Below are 16084 nucleotides of genomic sequence, written 5' to 3' on the forward strand. Positions count from 1 at the left end.
GGAGTTGGTAAAAGTGTCTGGATAATAGTGCATTTCACTCATGAGGCAAACGTTTGTTTTATCGTTTGCGCGAAATTCTTATGGTAGTTTGTGATGATGAAGTGATGTTTCACAAAATGAAGATATGTATCAATCTGAGGTTATTTTCGGGTTTTCTAAAGCATATCTGTAGCTTACCTCTAGCATCGGATATACTAGGGGTATATACCTTCCTTGCTTAAGCAGGCCCGCCTATGTCAAAAAACACACCAATGTCAGAAAACACGACAGCTACCACTAACGTTGATCCTTTTGCCGATCGAGAGTCGAAAAATTACGACAATCCAGTACCAAGCCGAGAGTTCATTTTATCGTTTCTAACGGAAGCGAATATCCCAATGAACCGAAATGATCTATTCGAAGCGCTTGGCCTTGCTGGAGAGGAGCAATATGAAGGGCTACGTCGTCGTTTACGTGCTATGGAGCGTGATGGACAACTGGTCTTCACTCGTCGCCAATGCTACGCGCTACCTGAAAAGTTAGAGCTAGTGAAAGGTTACGTGATTGGTCACAAAGACGGTCATGGTTGGGTTCGCCCTGATGGTAGCAAAGGCAAGGATGACGATATTCTACTGCCACACCATCAGATGAAAACCATCATGCACGGTGACTACGTATTGGCTCAGCCAACGGACAACAGCAAGCGTGGCCGTCGTGAAGGTCGTTTAGTTCGCGTACTTGAAGAACGTACCACGCCAATTGTTGGCCGTTTCTTCTTAGAGTATGGCCACTCTTATGTGGTTGCTGATGACTCACGTATCAGTCATGACATCCTTATCCCAACCGAGCATAAAGGCGGAGCTCGAATGGGTAATGTGGTTGTGATTGAAATTACTGACCGTGGCGGTCGCTCTCGTAACATGATGGGTAAGGTAACTGAAGTGCTTGGTGAGAACATGGCCCCGGGCATGGAAACCAAGATTGCGATTCATACCCACCAGATCCCAAATGAGTGGCCAGAAGCTGTTGATAAGCAAATTGCTAACTTGGGTGAGCATGTCCCTGAAGAAGCGAAAGAAGGACGTGTTGACCTGCGTAAATTGCCATTGGTAACAATCGATGGTGAAGATGCGCGTGACTTCGATGATGCGGTTTATTGTGAAGCGAAGAAAGGTGGAGGTTGGCGCCTATGGGTAGCGATTGCTGATGTTAGCTACTACGTTCGTCCTGATACTGCATTAGATAAAGAAGCGATCAATCGTGGTAACTCGGTATACTTCCCGTCACAAGTAGTCCCAATGCTGCCAGAAGTACTTTCTAACGGCCTATGTTCGTTGAACCCACAAGTAGACCGTTTATGTATGGTGTGTGAGATGACTATCTCAGACAAAGGCAAACTGTCGGGCTACAAGCACTACGAAGCAGTGATGAACTCTCATGCTCGTCTTACTTACAATAAAGTAGGCGCAATCTTAGATGGCAACGAAGAGCTTCGTGAGCGTTACGTACAAGAAGTGCCGCATCTCGAAGAGCTGCACAGAATGTACAAAGTACTGAAGCAGACTCGTGACGAGCGTGGCGCAATTGAGTTTGAAACGGTAGAGACTAAGTTCATCTTCAATGCGGATCGTAAGATTGACCGTATTGAACCCGTTGTTCGCAACGATGCACACAAAATCATCGAAGAGTGTATGATTCTAGCGAACATCGCGTCTGCATCTTTGGTGGAGAAAGCGAAAGAGCCATCGCTGTACCGTATTCACGAAACTCCAGGAGAAGAGCGCTTAGCAGGCTTTAAAGACTTCCTAAGTGAGCTTGGTTTATCGCTAGACGGTGGTTTGTCTCCGTCACCAACGGATTACGCAAAGCTAATGCAGCAAATTAACGAGCGTGAAGATCGCGAGTTAATTCAAACTATGCTGCTACGCTCGATGAAGCAAGCGGTATACAACGCTGATAACGTAGGTCACTTTGGTCTGGCGCTAAAACGCTACGCTCACTTTACTTCGCCGATCCGTCGTTACCCTGACTTGCTACTGCACCGTGCAATTAAGTACCTTATTGCGAAAGAAGAGGGGCGTAACAGCGAACGTTGGACACCAACCGGCGGTTACCACTACACTTTCGATGAAATGGACTTCTACGGCGAGCAGTGTTCAATGACTGAACGTCGCGCCGATGACGCAACTCGTGAAGTGAACGACTGGCTGAAATGTGAATACATGCAAGACCACGTCGGTGAAGTAATGGACGGTGTGATTGCCAACGTTACCGGCTTTGGTTTCTTTGTGCGTCTAACGGAACTGCACATTGATGGCCTAGTGCACATCTCGGCGTTAGCGAACGATTACTACCAATTTGATGCGGTTGGTCAGCGCCTAGTGGGTGAAAGCTCTGGCAACATCTACCGCTTGGGTGACTCGGTTAAAGTGAAGGTTTCTGCGGTTAACCTAGAAACTCGCCAAATTGATTTTGATTTGGAAGACACTGCTCGTCAGCCTCGTGGCAAAGGTAAAACAGCCAAGAAGCGTGCTGCTGAAGCAATGAAAAAGGCGAAAAGTAAGAAACGCGCCGCAGTGAAGAGCAACAAACCAGGTGTCGCAGCTAAACCATTAGTTGAGCCAACTAAGCGACCAGATGGTAGTTCAGAAGCTTCTGAGAAAAAGAAAAAATCGCGTAATAAGACCGGTGCAGCAAAAGCTCGAGCGAAGAAAAAGCGCTCAGCAACTCGCAAGGCAAGGGCGGATAAGTCTTAGGACATCGCCAAGCGTTAACAACGAATGTAATGCGAGAGTATCGGGCGTGAAACGCATACTCTCGAAATAAACAACGCAGAGCTGAATGCATTGGAGTTAGTGCCGTTCATCTCTGAGCAATAAGAGTAATTTGAGACAATGAGTAACGAATTTATTTACGGTATTCACGCGGTGAAAGCCGTATTAGAAAAAGATCCAGCACGTTTCATTGAAGCGTATGTGCTGAAAGGTCGCCAAGATGAGCGTCTTTTACCACTACTGAATCAGTTGCAACAGTTTGGTGTATCAATCCAACAGATGGGCCGTAAGCCGCTGGATGACAAAGCACAAGGTGCAAACCACCAAGGCATTATCGCTAAGGTGAAGCCGGCTAAGCAGCTCAACGAAACTCACCTAGACGACATCCTAGCGCAGCACGAACAGCCATTGCTGTTGGTTCTTGATGGCGTAACAGACCCTCATAACCTAGGTGCGTGTCTGCGTAATGCGGATGCGGCTGGTGTTGCTGCGGTTATCGTGCCTAAAGACCGCTCTTCTCCATTAACAGCAACGGTTAGTAAGGTTGCATGTGGTGCTGCTGAAACAGTTCCGCTAGTACGTGTAACCAACCTAGCTCGCACAATGCGTGCTCTGCAAGAACAAGGGGTATGGTTTGTCGGTACAGCGGGCGAAGCGACGCACGACATCTATCAAGCGAAGCTAACAGGCCCTCTAGCAGTAGTAATGGGTGCAGAAGGTGACGGTATGCGTCGTCTAACGCGTGAGACCTGTGATGACCTGATCAAGATTCCGATGGCTGGTAGTGTATCAAGCCTGAACGTGTCAGTGGCTTCTGGTATTTGTCTGTTTGAAGCGGTACGTCAGCGTCTAGCTCAGTAAATTACTCATTGAATTGATTTATTTCTAACGCCCACCACATGCTGGTGGGCGTTTGTTTTCATCTAATTAAGGCAGATCTCAATAGAACCGCGGATGGTAAGGGGCTGTTGCTCTTTCGTGGTTGAATTTTGTTCGAGATAAAATCGTTTTAGGCGCGGCGAAGAGTATGTAGCCTAGTCATTCTAAGCAAATATTCTTCAACAAAGCACAAAATGATTTTTGCGGGGGCGCCTAGCTCGAACCCTTCGGGCAGCCTTTGTGGTTCATCTCTACTGCGTTATCGGCTTTTTATGTAGGCTAGCTACACGTCAAAGCCTCTGTCTTGTATAAATTTCCCACAAAGAGCTGCAAAAGCCAGCTCGAAAGATTAACAGCCCCTTAATGGCGAAAGAAAAACTGTTTCATTATTCGCCAAATACCACTTGCCAATACAGGGTTCTTTCTATAATATTTGCCGTCCTTAAAACTCGGTCATTTATCTTTAGTTCCTTGCTTCCTCTGGACGACCGAGCCATTCGTGGAAGCTAATAATCCGTAAGGAGCAACCAAATGCGTCATTACGAAATCGTATTCATGGTTCACCCTGATCAAAGCGAGCAAGTTGCTGGCATGATCGAGCGTTACACTGGTTCTATCACTGAAGCTGGCGGTACTATCCACCGTCTAGAAGACTGGGGTCGTCGTCAAATGGCTTACCCAATCAACAAGCTTCACAAAGCTCACTACGTTCTTATGAACGTTGAAGCTGGTCAAGAAGTGATTGACGAGCTAGAAACTGCTTTCCGTTTCAACGATGCAGTTCTACGTAACATGATCATGCGCACTAAAGGCGCTGTGACTGAGCAATCTATTATGCTTAAGCAAAAAGAAGAGCGTGCAGAGCGTGCTCCTCGTCGTGAAGAGCGTACAGAAGCTAAACCAGAAGCAGCTGCTGAGTAATTCTTTTTTGGCTTAATGCCTTAAAAAATTCTCAACTTGTTTTAAGTCTTTCACCACTTTCCGAAGTTTTGAAAGGCTGCATTATTAAATTTAAGATCAGGAGATAGCCCATGGCTCGTTTCTTCCGTCGTCGTAAATTCTGCCGTTTCACTGCAGAAGGCGTACAAGAGATTGACTACAAAGACGTAGCAACTCTTAAAAACTACATCACTGAAGCTGGTAAAATCGTACCTAGCCGTATCACTGGTACAAGCGCTAAGTACCAGCGTCAACTAGCTCGCGCTATCAAGCGTTCTCGTTACCTAGCTCTACTACCGTACACTGACAAGCATCAGTAATCGGTAATAGTTAATAATAGTTTAAGAGGACTAAGATAATGCAAGTTATTCTACTTGATAAGATCGGTAACCTAGGTGGCCTTGGCGACCAAGTAAACGTTAAATCTGGTTACGCTCGTAACTTCCTTATCCCACAGGGTAAAGCAGTTATGGCAACTAAAGACAACGTTGCTATGTTCGAAACTCGTCGTGCTGAACTAGAAGCTAAAGTTGCTGAGCAACTAGCTGCTGCTGAAGCTCGTGCAGAGAAAGTTAACTCTCTAGAAGGCGTTTCTATCGCTTCTAAAGCTGGTGACGAAGGTAAACTATTCGGTTCTATCGGTACTCGTGACATCGCTGACGCTATCACAGCGGCAGGTGTTGCAGTAGCTAAGAGCGAAGTACGCCTACCTGAAGGCGCTCTACGTAACATCGGCGAATTCGAAGTAAGCATCCAACTTCACTCTGAAGTTTTTGCTACTGCGAAAATCGCTATCGTTGCAGCTGAGTAATTTCAGTACCAAGACGAATTCTTTCTTTATGAAAGTTTTAAACACCAGCTTCGGCTGGTGTTTTTTTATATCTGGAATATAGGGAAGAGTAAGGGAGGGTTACAGTAGGCAAAAAGCTTACTATGATCCAAAAGCTCTGATGGCTGAACAAACAGCCATGGAAATTAGAATTGGAACAACAGGTTTATGGAGAGAACCGAGTCTTCTTTATCTAGCCCCTCGGGTACCTTGTCGTGGTACTGGCGAGAGTGTGCAATCTTCAGCGCGATATTGTCAGTAATATCGTTGATCGCTTCTAACTCGGTATCGAACTTCAAGTTACTGTGACCAGAGACAAGCGTCACATCGGCTTTTAGCTGCAAATTCTTCAACACCTGCCAAGAAGTATTCACGTTACCACGGAAAATTGCTTCTTCAACGATCTCTGGGAAGATGATGTCATCATCGTCGATCTCATCGAGGTTTGGTTCTTGGTAACGGAAACCCGGGCCCACTTCGACTTCCAATACAAACTCTTCGGTATTCGAAAACTGGTAACCCAGACCACTCGAAACGGTGTAGTCCTTAAAGTAAGCACTGTAGCGTGAATCGACGCCTTTAAAACTGCCGTAGAGATAGGTTTTAGGACTTAACTTGTAGTCACTCTGAGCTGTGTAAGTCGATTGCCTCTTATCTTCTTCACCATCTTTATAGAGGTTGTAGTATTTCCATTCGCCACTGGTTCTGTGGCGGCCAGCCGTGTACTCACCGTTTAAGCGTGCGTTTAGAGAGCGTGAATCGGAATTACCAGTATGCGACTGATATCCAAATTCGACTTCAGTTTTTAGTGGGCTTGGCAGTTCAGTGTCACTCGTATCACTTGGTGCGATATCCATATCTTTTTCTTCTGGTGCTGGTGCAACGACGATCGGCTCAGCAGTAGGTTCTGGTACTACTATCGAGTCGAGGATTGCATCAACATCGGTTTTAGCATCATCAGCTAAAGCCATCGGAGTGCTCAAGAGACCAGTGCATAGAATACCAGTGCTCAGAGCCAATAGTTTGGACACGCATACCTCAGTTATACAGTGAACGAATGGCGAGATCGTAATGCTAGCCTTGGTTAATTTCGTCAGCAATAAGTAAATTCTTCCTACATAATAAAACAAACTCATAGGAACGCATTACAAATGAGTGTTCTTGGGTATAATGAACGATCATTATTAGTTATTGAGTGTAGTCATAGTGGATACCAAAAGTCAGAAATCAGCCAAAGATCAGGTGGACGCCATTAAGGTCCCGCCACATTCATTAGAAGCTGAGCAATCTGTTATTGGCGGTTTGTTATTAGATAACGAACGCTGGGATACGGTTGCTGAAAAGGTTGTGGCCAAAGACTTTTATAGCCGTCCTCACCGTCTGATCTTTGAAGCGGTAAAAGATATCCTTGAAGAAAGCTCTCCTCTGGATCTTATTACACTCTCAGAACACTTAGAGCTGCGTGAGCAACTTGAAGAAGTGGGTGGCTTTGCCTACCTTGCTGACCTAGCTAAGAACACGCCAAGTGCGGCTAACATTAACGCTTATGCGGATATCGTAGCTCAGCGTGCATTAGTTCGTAGCCTGATTGGTGTGGCGAATGAGATTGCTGATTCTGGTTACGATCCACAAGGTCGTACATCAGAAGACCTGCTCGACCTTGCTGAAAGTAAAGTATTCGCGATTGCGGAAGGTCGTGCGAGTGAAAACGAAGGCCCGCAAAACGTAGATAGTATTCTTGAGAAGACGCTAGAGCGTATCGAAATCCTATACAAAACTCCGCAAGACGGTGTGACAGGTGTCGATACTGGCTTTAATGACCTCAACAAGAAAACGGCAGGTCTACAAGGTTCTGATTTAATCATTGTGGCGGCACGTCCATCGATGGGTAAAACCACATTTGCGATGAACTTGTGTGAAAACGCGGCGATGAAACAAGACAAGCCAGTGCTTATCTTCTCGCTAGAGATGCCGGGCGAACAGCTGATGATGCGTATGCTTGCATCCTTGTCTCGCGTGGACCAAACCAAAATTCGTACCGGTCAACTTGATGACGAAGACTGGGCTCGTATCTCTTCGACCATGGGTATCCTCATGGATAAGAAGAACATGTACATTGATGACAGCTCTGGCCTAACGCCAACCGAAGTACGTTCTCGTGCGCGTCGTATTGCTCGTGAACATGATGGTCTTTCAATGATCATGATCGATTACCTTCAACTGATGCGTGTCCCTTCACTGTCTGATAACCGTACCCTTGAGATCGCCGAGATTTCACGTTCCCTAAAAGCGCTAGCGAAAGAGTTGAACGTTCCAGTTGTGGCACTTTCTCAGCTTAACCGTTCCCTAGAGCAACGTGCCGATAAACGCCCTGTTAACTCGGACTTGCGTGAATCGGGCTCGATTGAGCAAGATGCCGACTTAATCATGTTCATCTACCGTGACGAAGTGTATAACCCAGACAGCTCGCTGAAGGGCATCGCTGAAATCATTATCGGTAAGCAACGTAACGGCCCGATCGGTTCGGTTCGTCTTACATTCCAAGGGCAACACTCCCGTTTCGATAACTATGCAGGTCCTGCATTTGATGACGAGTAATCGCTAATGACGTATATGAAAGCGGCGACCGCGAGCATTGATTTAAATGCGCTTGAGCACAACCTGAACCAAATTAAGTCGAAAGCCCCGCAGTGTAAAGTGATGTCTGTTGTCAAAGCCAATGGCTATGGTCACGGCTTACTGCACATTGCTAAGCACTCTAAAAGCTCAGATGCGTTTGGTGTAGCCCGTATTGAGGAAGCACTGCAGCTGCGAGCTGGTGGCATTGTTCAGCCTATTCTATTGCTTGAGGGTTTTTATTCTTCCGGCGATTTACCGATACTTGTCACTAATAACATTCAAACGGTGGTGCATTGTGAAGAACAGCTTAGTGCTCTGGAAAATTCAGTTCTAGAATCACCGGTTGTGGTATGGCTAAAAGTCGATAGTGGTATGCACCGTTTGGGTGTTCGTTCTGAGCAATATCACGATTTCGTTGAGCGCCTGCATCAATGCCCAAATGTGGCTAAACCTTTACGCTATATGAGCCATTTTGGCTGTGCTGATGAGTTAGATAAAACAACGACTGAGCAGCAAACAGAATTATTCTTATCTCTAACAGAAGGTTGTGAGGGCGAGCGTTCGCTTGCGAACTCAGCGGGTTTACTTGCTTGGCCTAATAGCCACCTGGATTGGGTACGCCCAGGAATCATTTCTTACGGTGTATCGCCGTTTATTGATAAAACAGCACAAGAGCTTGGTTTTTTACCAGTGATGACCCTCACCTCACACCTGATTGCTGTGCGTGATTTGAAGGCTGGTGAAAGTGTGGGTTATGGCGCGAACTGGACCAGTGAACGTGACACCAAAGTGGGGGTTATCGCGATTGGTTACGGTGACGGCTACCCTCGAACTGCGCCTAACGGCACACCTGTGTTTGTAAATGGCAGAAAAGTGCCTATTGCAGGCCGAGTATCTATGGACATGTTAACGGTCGATCTTGGGCCGGATGCTCAAGATAAAGTCGGTGATGAAGCGATACTTTGGGGCAAAGAGTTACCTTCAGAGGAAGTGGCAGAGCATATCGGTACTATCGCTTACGAGTTGGTTACGAAACTTACCTCGCGTGTAGCGATGGAATACGTGAAGTAACTTGGTTAGTCAGCCCCCCTAACTTATGATGCTTTAGTTTCCTGATAAACCAGCCTTTCTAAGTTAAGGTTTATCTGCTCAATTTTCTATTACTCAAGGGGGACGCATTTCTGTGTCCCCCTTTTTATTTCGCTACTCTAGGCTTAGTTACGATGAGCTATTCTCCTTGGATAGTAGCAATCACAGTGCGGCTACCACCGTAGTCTCGGTGTTCTCCCAAGTAAATGCCCTGCCATGTTCCTAAAGCTAAACGACCATTGGTGATAGGGATTGTCACACTGTTGCCAAGTGTCGATGCTTTAATGTGAGCTGGCATATCATCATCACCTTCATAAGTATGTTTGTAATAGGGGGCTCGTTCGGGCACAAACTTATTGAAGTGTGACTCCATATCACTACGGACGGTCGGATCGGCGTTTTCATTGAGCGTCAAGCTGGCAGAAGTATGCTGAATAAATAGATGTAATAAACCAACAGATAAAGAGTTCACCTCGTGTATCTGTTGTTCAATTTCATCAGTAATGAGATGAAATCCACGCTTTTGTGCATTTAGGTGTATAGTCTTCTGAATCCACATACGCCATCCTTTATAATGTATTTGGAAAAAAAGTGGTTTGAGGCTATCTTTTGAACTTGAATTTATCAGGTCTCGCTCACATTTAATTGTGTTAGAGCCAGAGTCTGTACCGATTCCTGTCTCAGGAAATCTAATCCTGATTTATCTCAAGGTACAGCTCTTCATATACGGCATAATACGTCGTGAAAAAAAATTACAAAGAATCTTTCAGTGGTGACGCGGTTTGGTCATCACAGAAAAATATAAACTTTCGCCTAATCGGGGGTTCTATTCATCACCCAGGTGACGTTTAGAATAAAACCTACAGTAACATCGGGATAGATACCATGTTGAAAAATATCAACCCAACGCAAACACAAGCGTGGAAAGCTCTAACAGCTCATTTTGAGTCTGCTCAAGATATGGATATGAAAGAGCTGTTTGCTCAAGATGCAAAACGTTTCGAGAGCTTTTCTACTCGTTTCGGTTCAGACATCTTAGTCGATTACTCTAAGAACCTAATCGACGCAGAAACGATGCAGCACCTATTTGCTCTTGCAAACGAGACTGAAGTTAAGTCTGCAATTGAAGCGATGTTTAGCGGTGATGCGATCAACAAGACTGAAGGCCGTTCAGTGCTTCACACTGCACTACGTAACCGTAGCGACAAGCCAGTAATGGTTGACGGCAAAGACGTAATGCCAGCAGTTAACGCTGTACTAGCAAAAATGGAACTGTTCACACACCGCATCGTTTCTGGTGAGTGGAAAGGTTACACAGGTAAAGAGATTACTGATGTTGTAAACATTGGTATCGGCGGTTCGGATCTTGGTCCATACATGGTGACTGAAGCACTAACGCCATACAAAACTCGCCTAAACATGCACTTCGTTTCTAATGTAGATGGTACGCACATCGTTGAGACACTTAAGTCTCTGAACCCAGAAACAACGCTATTCCTAGTAGCATCAAAAACATTCACGACTCAAGAAACAATGACGAACGCACACTCTGCACGTGATTGGTTCCTAGCAGAAGCAGGTGATGAAGCGCACGTAGCTAAGCACTTCGCTGCACTATCGACGAACGCAACTGCAGTCGCTGAGTTTGGTATCGATACTGACAACATGTTCGAATTCTGGGACTGGGTTGGTGGTCGTTACTCTCTATGGTCTGCGATTGGTCTTTCTATTTCTCTTTCTGTAGGCTTCGATAATTTCGTTGAGCTACTAGAAGGTGCTCACGAGATGGATAACCACTTTGCTTCAACTGAGTTTGAAAGCAACATCCCAGTAATCCTTGCGCTAATCGGTATTTGGTACAACAACTTCCACGGCGCTGAGTCGGAAGCGATTCTACCTTACGACCAGTACATGCACCGTTTTGCTGCTTACTTCCAGCAAGGCAACATGGAATCAAATGGTAAGTTTGTAGATCGTGAAGGTAACCCAGTAGAGTACCAAACAGGTCCTATCATCTGGGGGGAACCAGGTACAAACGGCCAGCACGCGTTCTACCAACTGATTCACCAAGGCACTAAGCTGATCCCATCAGACTTTATTGCTCCTGCAATCAGCCATAACCCAGCATCTGATCACCACCAGAAGCTAATGTCTAACTTCTTTGCTCAAACTGAAGCACTAGCATTCGGTAAGACAAAAGAAACTGTGGAAGCTGAATTCCTAGCGACTGGTAAAACTGCAGAAGAAGTGGCTGAACTAGTACCTTTCAAAGTGTTTGAAGGTAACCGCCCAACGAACTCTATTCTTGTTAAGCAAATTACGCCTCGCTCTCTGGGTAACCTGATCGCGATGTACGAGCACAAGATCTTTGTTCAAGGTGTTATCTGGAACATCTTCAGCTTCGACCAGTGGGGTGTAGAACTTGGTAAGCAACTAGCGAACCAAATTCTTCCAGAGCTTGCTGATGACGCAGAAGTGACATCTCACGACAGCTCAACGAACGGTCTAATCAACGCATTCAAAGCACTTAAAGCTTAATTGAGTTGATAGCATAAAAGTTAACGCCAACCTTAGGGTTGGCGTTTTTGTATCTGTAGAGTAAGCAATGGTTAAATCGCAGGTAATAAAAAAGGCTAACGTATCGACGCCAGCCTTCTAAATATTTTGCAGTAGTTACTTTTATTCGAAACAGATCTCGATGAAGGCATTACCCCACTGAGATGAGAAAGGCATGATGATGATTGCGCCTTCGCATTTGTGACGAATAGTATGGCCTTTACCAGAAACCACAATCGGCGTTGCCATGTCGAAGTCGAAGCCGCTTTCCGCAAGAATACGTTTTGCACCGCCTGTTACCATGTTGGTGATCTCACCAACCATGTCGGTTACTTCTTCGTTCAAACCGTTTGGTCGCTCACCAAGCATGTTTTCCATGATTTCCAGAGCCAGACCTTCATCAAAGGTAATCGACATTGAGCCACGTGATTGTGGACCAACCATACCGATTAAACCAGAGACATCACCACGAGCGATTTCATCTTTCTTAACTCTTGGTTTTTGTGGCTTCAATTCTAGAGAAGCCATCGTTTTTAGAACGTTCATCAAAGAAGCTAAAAACGGGTTTACAAATTCAGCGCGCATAATGTTCTTCTATAATCTTATTCTTTCATATCGGAGGAGCAAGACTGGCAAATGCCATGCGATTCAATGACGTGGTTGGTCAATTGAAAGCCATGCTTCTCAGCGTTACTCGCGAGCAGAGTCACAAGGGAATCGTCTTGTAGTTCTATCACTGTGCCACATTTATCGCAGATCAGTAGTTGGGAGAAATGTTTATTGGCATTACAAGAACAGCAGCATATAAAGCTGTTGGTTGACTCAACTCTGTGAATGAAACCTTGCTCCAACAAGAAATCCAAAGCGCGATACACTGTAGGTGGCTTTGCTTGCGGCTCACTGACTTTCAATTGCTCTAATAATTCATAAGCACTAGAGGCTTTCTTATTAGAGAAGATGAGCTCAAACACTCGCTTTCTTTGAGGCGTTAATCTAACACCACGCGATGCGCATATCCCTTCAACTTGCTCTATTAATGTGTGGTCCAAATTCTTCACCATTCAATCGGACATCCTTAAACAAACCCTATTTTCAGGTTATTTCGGCTAAGGAGCCATTGATTTCTATTAAAGTCAGGTACAGAGCGTATTGTGACCCACGACTTTTAATAAGACAAGGTAACTCAAAATGACATTGTGACTCAAGGCATAACTGATTAGTGACGCTGAATTAGAGATCTGGTGAATGGTTTATAAATAATGTTTGCATATTGGGAGTGCTCAAATAGCTCGAGACACCATGTTTTGGTGGGCTTTTTATTTGAATACGCATTGATAGGTCATATAAGACTATTTTATATGAACGCATTCAACGTAGCTTACAACTAAGCAAATTTAAATCTCAAGTTATTGAGAGAAATATTTTGCAACATCATAGTTGCTAAGTTGTATATTGATATTGTTGACTATGAGGCGTCAGATACCTACTATGCGCCCATATTTTTACAGGAGAAATATTATGGAAAACGACAGTCGAAGGTGGATTACTAGCTCAAGAGCGAGGATCCTATTGGAGTAATATGGACTAAACACTGTTTCCCCCTTCAATTCTTCTCTCCCTCTTATTAATGACGTTGGTTTCTTTCTTTGAAACTCAAACGTTATCTTGTTAGTAACCACCTGAAAATGAGGTTTTTTTCTATTGCTCGAATAGGGCAAGGGATCGTCATATCTAATAAAAAGGTGCGTTATTATGACCGTTATTAACACAGTAAACGAATACAACCATCATCAAACCGTTAGCTTCGAGTCTGGTGCGACTCAGGTAGATTTCACTCTTTTTAATCATTGGATTGAAATACGTGAGATACAAAAGCTTAACCAACATTTTAACGCTGAATACATTCAGCAAGCGCTTTGTTTTACTCCTCAGTTATCGGCAGAGTCGCTTCAACGTCTTTGTTCACTTGAGGGGTTCGACTATCAGCAAGATGTAGAGCTGTTTCTTCAAGCAAGGCATCCAGTTATCCATGCTGTTAATTCCGCAGCAATGACAGTGCTCTATCATGATATGTCCGTAGAGCAGGCGAAAAAAGCATTGAACAGTCTGTATGTTGAGTTTGCCTGTCTTACTATCGTCGATGATATGGGACGGTTTGTTGGCCTAATCAAACTGGATATGTTGTTTAAGTCTCAACCTGATTTAAAACTGTCTGAGATTGTACATCATGCCATCAGCTGTCATTTTAGCGCATCACAAGAACATGCGGTGGCGCTACTCAAACAAAGTCGTTTTGACGTTGTTCCAATCTTAAATAGTCAGGGACTTCCTGTCGGTTTGCTATCGGCTAAATCGGCGATAGATATCGTTACCGAAGAGCAAACTGAAGACATGGAACGATTGATGGGCATTCAGCAAGATGGTCATGTCGGCGACTATATGAACTTGTCTGTTATGGATCATGTGAGTAAGCGTATTGTCTGGGTAATAGGCCTAGCCATATTGGGTTTGCTATCCGGTATGGTGATCCATAGTTATGAAGATGCAATTGAAGCGTTTACGGTTTTGGCCTTGTACATGCCAATGATAGCGGACTCTGGCGGTAATGCTGGTACGCAGTCTGCGACTGTGATGGTGCGCTCTCTGGCGTTAGGAAGCATCAAGCTGCGTGACTGGCTGTCCGTGTTGTGGAAGGAAACACGCATTGCCATTGTTATTGGTGGTGCACTGGCTTTTATTACCTTAGGTAAAGTGAGCTTACTGTCTTATGGCGTTGAGTTGCCGGCGAATCTGACATTAACCATGTTGGGCTGTGCAATTGGCCTAGCACTCTTCTTCCAAATAGTCTCTTCTACCGTTATTGGCGCTATGCTACCTATGATGACTAAACGACTCAACCTAGACCCTGCCGTTGTCGCTAGTCCAGCGATAACCACCATCGTTGATATTGGTGGGCTGCTAATCTATTTCTTCTGTACTACTCGATTACTCGGTTTGTCTTAACCTCAGAGTAGGAGTTGTCATCATGAATATAGAATGGAGAGCTAGCAACGCTATAATGGTGTCCCAGATGCTACGAGGTGGTGAGGTTGGAACCATAGATATCAAGATCTATATGGATAGCCAACGTTATTCAGTTGCAGATTTCAGTGAGGAGGCAACTGATGATCTGTACCGTTCAATATTCCTCTATCACAACACTGATAGTCTATTAACTGAAGAAGCTCGACTGGAGCTCATCTCTCTGGAAATGGGTCACTGGTGTCCTACAACTGAAAGTAGACTAGTGGAATGGTTAACGTCGTTCCATACTGCGATACGTGCACGTTGTCTTTCGGTTTGTTGTGAGTCTGGATACCCTGGCGTGCCATCTTTGTGTTGGCAGGTGGAGAGGGTAAATTATAAGTTTGCTCTTTTGTTTGAGCGTTGCCCATCGGCGCGCTCATTACATCAACGCTTATTGGTCATCGCATGCCAAGAGCTGTTAAAACTCTATGAAAGGTTGAGAGACAATCATGCAGAGTCGTCATCGCAATCTGTGTTGAGCTGTTTGTCTCGGCTTTTGTTTGAACGCAACCATATTGCAGGCTGGCGTCCATACGAACAGAGAAAGAAAGCATATAGTGGAACGGGGTATCGTGATGAAATCGAGGAGTTTGCCTCTAGTTGGCCGGCTTATCGGCATGAACACTTATGTGCTCAGCGCCGTGCATCCGTAAACCACCTGATAACCATTGCTTTAAGCAGCATGCTCGCTATGTCAGTCGTGTTAATGTTCAATATTCATTTGATGAAACAGGATGGACATTTGACTTTGAGTCTACTTATATTGATCTGCTTACTTTATGGTGGGCGTGATGTAGTCAAAGAAGTTCTCAAATTAAAGATCACTAAGCAGCTTAACAAATTTAATTTCTACCGAAGATATAAATTGATTCGACCTGGAAGTTTTCGAAGTATTGGTAAACGAAAAACTCGGATGCAGTCTCAATTTAGTCCGCAAAAAGCATCATCTAAGATGTGTTTGCAAAAAGCGGAGAGTATCTCTGTTGCCAAAAGACTTAGTAAACATGCAGTATCAGTGTACTGCGAGACTCAAATATCACTAAACAGCTTAGACAAATATCGTAAGACGCAGCATTTTAGAGTGCTGAATCAGCATGGAGAAAGTGAACGTACACCAATACGAGATAATCGTGATTTGCATATTTGCATCCAAATTACCCAATCAAATAGAAACACCATAACAAAATCATTTCGTTGTAATAATGAGGACAATAGTCGTTGGTTTGAAATAAAACCGGTAAGCTAGATTGAGGTGGCTGGTGGCCTTTGAATTGCAATTGTTGGTCCGGATACGAGCTGGTAACCGCGTTGGTTCGATTATTAGCCACTTCGCTTTCTTTTTGAAACTCTTCCG

General features: G+C 44.7%; 14 protein-coding genes. 10 read left to right on the forward strand and 4 right to left on the reverse strand.

All coding sequences use genetic code 11. The annotated features are described in order from the left end of the window. Positions 1-233 precede the first annotated feature (233 nt). From rnr to rplI, 5 genes are all read left to right on the forward strand, one after another. Entirely contained in the window at positions 234-2735 is a 2502-nt protein-coding gene (gene rnr / locus OCV52_RS01340; protein WP_102422993.1) for a ribonuclease R, read from the forward strand. Between the two features lie 138 nt (positions 2736-2873). Next, the gene (rlmB, locus tag OCV52_RS01345; protein WP_004741280.1) at positions 2874-3614 is read left to right on the forward strand and encodes a 23S rRNA (guanosine(2251)-2'-O)-methyltransferase RlmB; all 741 of its coding nucleotides are present in this window, start codon (positions 2874-2876) and stop codon (positions 3612-3614) included. Between the two features lie 549 nt (positions 3615-4163). Then, complete coding sequence (gene rpsF / locus OCV52_RS01350) at positions 4164-4553, forward strand: 30S ribosomal protein S6 (protein ID WP_004741278.1); 390 nt, start codon at positions 4164-4166, stop codon at positions 4551-4553. A 110-nt stretch (positions 4554-4663) separates the two neighbouring features. Continuing rightward, the gene (rpsR, locus tag OCV52_RS01355; RefSeq protein WP_000090472.1) at positions 4664-4891 is read left to right on the forward strand and encodes a 30S ribosomal protein S18; all 228 of its coding nucleotides are present in this window, start codon (positions 4664-4666) and stop codon (positions 4889-4891) included. A 38-nt stretch (positions 4892-4929) separates the two neighbouring features. Further along, the gene (rplI, locus tag OCV52_RS01360) at positions 4930-5382 is read left to right on the forward strand and encodes a 50S ribosomal protein L9 (RefSeq protein ID WP_008223927.1); all 453 of its coding nucleotides are present in this window, start codon (positions 4930-4932) and stop codon (positions 5380-5382) included. A 164-nt stretch (positions 5383-5546) separates the two neighbouring features. On the opposite strand, the gene OCV52_RS01365 is transcribed toward rplI, so the two are convergent. Then, a complete protein-coding gene (locus OCV52_RS01365; RefSeq protein WP_137408842.1) occupies positions 5547-6431 on the reverse strand; it encodes a DUF481 domain-containing protein in 885 nt (294 codons plus the stop codon). A gap of 175 nt (positions 6432-6606) precedes the next feature. On the opposite strand from OCV52_RS01365, the gene OCV52_RS01370 reads away from it, so the two are divergent. Together OCV52_RS01370 and alr are read left to right on the forward strand one after the other, a co-directional pair. Beyond that, a complete protein-coding gene (locus tag OCV52_RS01370) occupies positions 6607-7998 on the forward strand; it encodes a replicative DNA helicase (protein ID WP_004741275.1) in 1392 nt (463 codons plus the stop codon). A gap of 6 nt (positions 7999-8004) precedes the next feature. Next, complete coding sequence (gene alr / locus OCV52_RS01375; protein ID WP_137408843.1) at positions 8005-9090, forward strand: alanine racemase; 1086 nt, start codon at positions 8005-8007, stop codon at positions 9088-9090. 157 nt (positions 9091-9247) lie between these two features. Here alr and OCV52_RS01380 read toward each other — a convergent pair whose 3' ends face one another. Then, complete coding sequence (locus OCV52_RS01380) at positions 9248-9667, reverse strand: secondary thiamine-phosphate synthase enzyme YjbQ (protein ID WP_004741273.1); 420 nt, start codon at positions 9665-9667, stop codon at positions 9248-9250. Positions 9668-9993: 326 nt separating this feature from the next. Between OCV52_RS01380 and pgi the strand changes: the two genes are divergently transcribed. Further along, on the forward strand, positions 9994-11646 hold the full coding sequence (pgi, locus tag OCV52_RS01385; RefSeq protein WP_137408844.1) for a glucose-6-phosphate isomerase: 1653 nt from the start codon (positions 9994-9996) through the stop codon (positions 11644-11646). 141 nt (positions 11647-11787) lie between these two features. On the opposite strand, the gene OCV52_RS01390 is transcribed toward pgi, so the two are convergent. Then, a complete protein-coding gene (locus tag OCV52_RS01390; RefSeq protein ID WP_004741271.1) occupies positions 11788-12249 on the reverse strand; it encodes a chemotaxis protein CheX in 462 nt (153 codons plus the stop codon). Between the two features lie 17 nt (positions 12250-12266). After that, positions 12267-12725: a zinc uptake transcriptional repressor Zur gene (zur, locus tag OCV52_RS01395; protein WP_063524689.1), complete on the reverse strand. Its 459-nt coding sequence runs from the start codon at positions 12723-12725 to the stop codon at positions 12267-12269. 691 nt (positions 12726-13416) lie between these two features. Here zur and OCV52_RS01400 point away from each other — a divergent pair. Beyond that, entirely contained in the window at positions 13417-14667 is a 1251-nt protein-coding gene (locus tag OCV52_RS01400; protein ID WP_137408845.1) for a magnesium transporter, read from the forward strand. Positions 14668-14689: 22 nt separating this feature from the next. Then, positions 14690-15976, forward strand: a complete 1287-nt coding sequence (locus OCV52_RS01405; RefSeq protein WP_137408846.1) for a hypothetical protein — start codon at positions 14690-14692, stop codon at positions 15974-15976. Positions 15977-16084 lie beyond the last annotated feature (108 nt).

Origin of the sequence: Vibrio chagasii (assembly GCF_024347355.1) — a bacterium.
GTDB lineage: Bacteria > Pseudomonadota > Gammaproteobacteria > Enterobacterales > Vibrionaceae > Vibrio > Vibrio chagasii.

Coding starts and splice junctions, on each gene's coding strand:
- rnr (WP_102422993.1), top strand. CDS start 234: ATGTCAAAAAACACACCAATGTCAGAAAACACGACAGCTACCACTAAC.
- rlmB (WP_004741280.1), top strand. CDS start 2,874: ATGAGTAACGAATTTATTTACGGTATTCACGCGGTGAAAGCCGTATTA.
- rpsF (WP_004741278.1), top strand. CDS start 4,164: ATGCGTCATTACGAAATCGTATTCATGGTTCACCCTGATCAAAGCGAG.
- rpsR (WP_000090472.1), top strand. CDS start 4,664: ATGGCTCGTTTCTTCCGTCGTCGTAAATTCTGCCGTTTCACTGCAGAA.
- rplI (WP_008223927.1), top strand. CDS start 4,930: ATGCAAGTTATTCTACTTGATAAGATCGGTAACCTAGGTGGCCTTGGC.
- alr (WP_137408843.1), top strand. CDS start 8,005: ATGACGTATATGAAAGCGGCGACCGCGAGCATTGATTTAAATGCGCTT.
- OCV52_RS01380 (WP_004741273.1), bottom strand. CDS start 9,667: ATGTGGATTCAGAAGACTATACACCTAAATGCACAAAAGCGTGGATTT.
- pgi (WP_137408844.1), top strand. CDS start 9,994: ATGTTGAAAAATATCAACCCAACGCAAACACAAGCGTGGAAAGCTCTA.
- OCV52_RS01390 (WP_004741271.1), bottom strand. CDS start 12,249: ATGCGCGCTGAATTTGTAAACCCGTTTTTAGCTTCTTTGATGAACGTT.
- zur (WP_063524689.1), bottom strand. CDS start 12,725: ATGGTGAAGAATTTGGACCACACATTAATAGAGCAAGTTGAAGGGATA.
- OCV52_RS01400 (WP_137408845.1), top strand. CDS start 13,417: ATGACCGTTATTAACACAGTAAACGAATACAACCATCATCAAACCGTT.
- OCV52_RS01405 (WP_137408846.1), top strand. CDS start 14,690: ATGAATATAGAATGGAGAGCTAGCAACGCTATAATGGTGTCCCAGATG.